The sequence below is a fragment of the Solemya pervernicosa gill symbiont genome (genome assembly GCF_002020875.1).
In the GTDB taxonomy this organism is placed as follows: domain Bacteria; phylum Pseudomonadota; class Gammaproteobacteria.
The window spans coordinates 1-1,908 of record NZ_MPRL01000144.1 but is presented as its reverse complement, the minus strand read 5'-3'; the positions used below and the strand labels follow the sequence as shown (position 1 = coordinate 1,908).

Below are 1,908 nucleotides of genomic sequence, written 5' to 3'. Positions count from 1 at the left end.
CGGGGCGCCGTAGGCATAAACGGTCGCGTTAAGTATTTGCCGCTTGCTTGGGCTTGGATGCCCAAAACAAGCTTCCGCAAAAATAGCGACTCCCCGATGCTAGCTGTTTGTCTTGGCCTATCTGTCACTCTGCAGACGGTTGCCAGCGCTCAGGAGCCTGAGGAGGAGGCACGTCTGCTCAAGGCTGTGTTTATCTATAACTTTGCCAAATTCACACGCTGGCCGGATCACGTCCTCTCCGATCGTGATTATCCCCTGACGATCTGTACGGCAGGAAGTGATGAGATGCTCGATGCCCTGGCCAGGCTTGCTGGTAGACAGGTTCAAGGGAGACAGGTTGTATTGCAGCCCATCGACCATGGCGAGAACTCGCCGCCATGTCATCTTCTCTATATCGCAACCTCTGAACGAAACAGTTTTCCCGAGACTATTGCGCAAGTAAATGGAGATCCAGTGCTGACTATTAGCGAACTGCCAGGCTTTGCTCGAGGCGGTGGGGTGATTGAACTCTATCGTGAGCAGGGGCGAATTCGCTTTCTTGTTAATCTGCGTGTTGCCCGAGAGAGGGGGCTGGAGATCAGCTCACGTCTACTCAATCTTGCCGAAATCGTTAATGGTGAGGGGGGGCAATGAAGTTGCTGCGTGATGCCTCCATCAAGAAGAAACTGATAGTCATTATCCTGGCAACGGCGGCGACTATTTTGTCGTTGAACCTGCTTATGTTCATGTATGTCGAGCTCTCTGCAGCGCGCGATGATACAACCACTCGAATGCGTACCCTGGCAACGGTAATTGGGGCTAACAGTAGTGCTGCTATCGCATTTCGCGATCAGCGAACAGCTACCGAGGTTTTATATACTCTTTCATCTCAGAGTGATGTGCTGAAGGCAGAGCTACTACTCAATGATAACCAGTTGTTTGCGCACTATCGTTCTCCTCAACTTGAATCAATGGAAGGAAGTGAATCTCATGCTGGAGAGATCGATACGTGGGGAGAGGTCGTGGTCGAAGAGTCGATCATGCTCGATGGTGATGTCATTGGGCGGATGCGCATTACTGGAGATATGAGCCATGCCTACAGCTCCTTTATCCAGGAGGTCCAGGTGGTATTGGGTGTGTTTGTCATCTCCTTGTTACTGGCCCTGATCCTATCAAGTTGGTTCCAGCGTGTTGTTTCGGTGCCGGTTAGACGTCTTCTGGAGAGCATGCAGCAGGTCGCTGAGAAGCGAGACTTTTCGCAACGTGCCGAACGACTGAGTAACGATGAACTGGGTACGCTGGTTGATGGTTTTAACGTCATGCTGGATCAACTACAGGACTATGACAGTGAGTTGACCACCTATCGTGTAGATCTTGAGCGACTGGTTGCCGCGCGTACCTATGAGCTGGAACTGGCCAAGGAGGGTGCGGAGGCGGCGAGTCAGGCAAAGAGTGATTTTCTTGCCACCATGAGTCACGAGATTCGCACCCCGATGAGTGGTGTGATCGGCTTTACCAGTCTGTTGAAGAAAACCTCGTTGGATGAGTTGCAGCTCGACTACGTGGAGACGATATCCACCTCGGCTGAGAGCCTGCTTACCATTATTAACGACATTCTCGACTTCTCAAAGATGGAGGCGGGCAAGCTCGAGCTCGTGACAAAAGACTTTAGACTTGATGCGCTGGTCGATGAGGTTCGTTCACTCTTTGCGCCGAAGGCGAGTGAGCGAGGTTTGAAGTTGGTGGCCGAGGTGGAGAGTGATGTGCCTGTGGCGCTACAAGGAGATCCTGGGCGGCTTCGCCAGATACTGATCAATCTGCTTGGAAATGCAATCAAGTTTACCGAGCAGGGTCAGGTCTCGTTGCATGTGGAAATTGAGAATGGAAGAGTCGATGGGATTGCCCTGAAATTCACTGTTAGTGATACCG

The 1,908-nt window shown here is 51.7% G+C and carries 2 protein-coding genes; both read left to right on the top strand.

The annotated features are described in order from the left end of the window. Positions 1–96 precede the first annotated feature (96 nt). Complete coding sequence (locus BOW52_RS16735; RefSeq protein WP_172840409.1) at positions 97–633, top strand: YfiR family protein; 537 nt, start codon at positions 97–99, stop codon at positions 631–633. Next, on the top strand, positions 630–1,908 hold a 1,279-nt coding region (locus BOW52_RS16730; protein ID WP_135622617.1), incomplete at its 3' end, for a sensor histidine kinase. The genes BOW52_RS16735 and BOW52_RS16730, both read left to right, overlap by 4 nt.

Bases quoted from the DNA above. Each gene is read 5' to 3' on its own strand.
- BOW52_RS16735 (WP_172840409.1), top strand. From the start codon at position 97: ATGCTAGCTGTTTGTCTTGGCCTATCTGTCACTCTGCAGACGGTTGCC.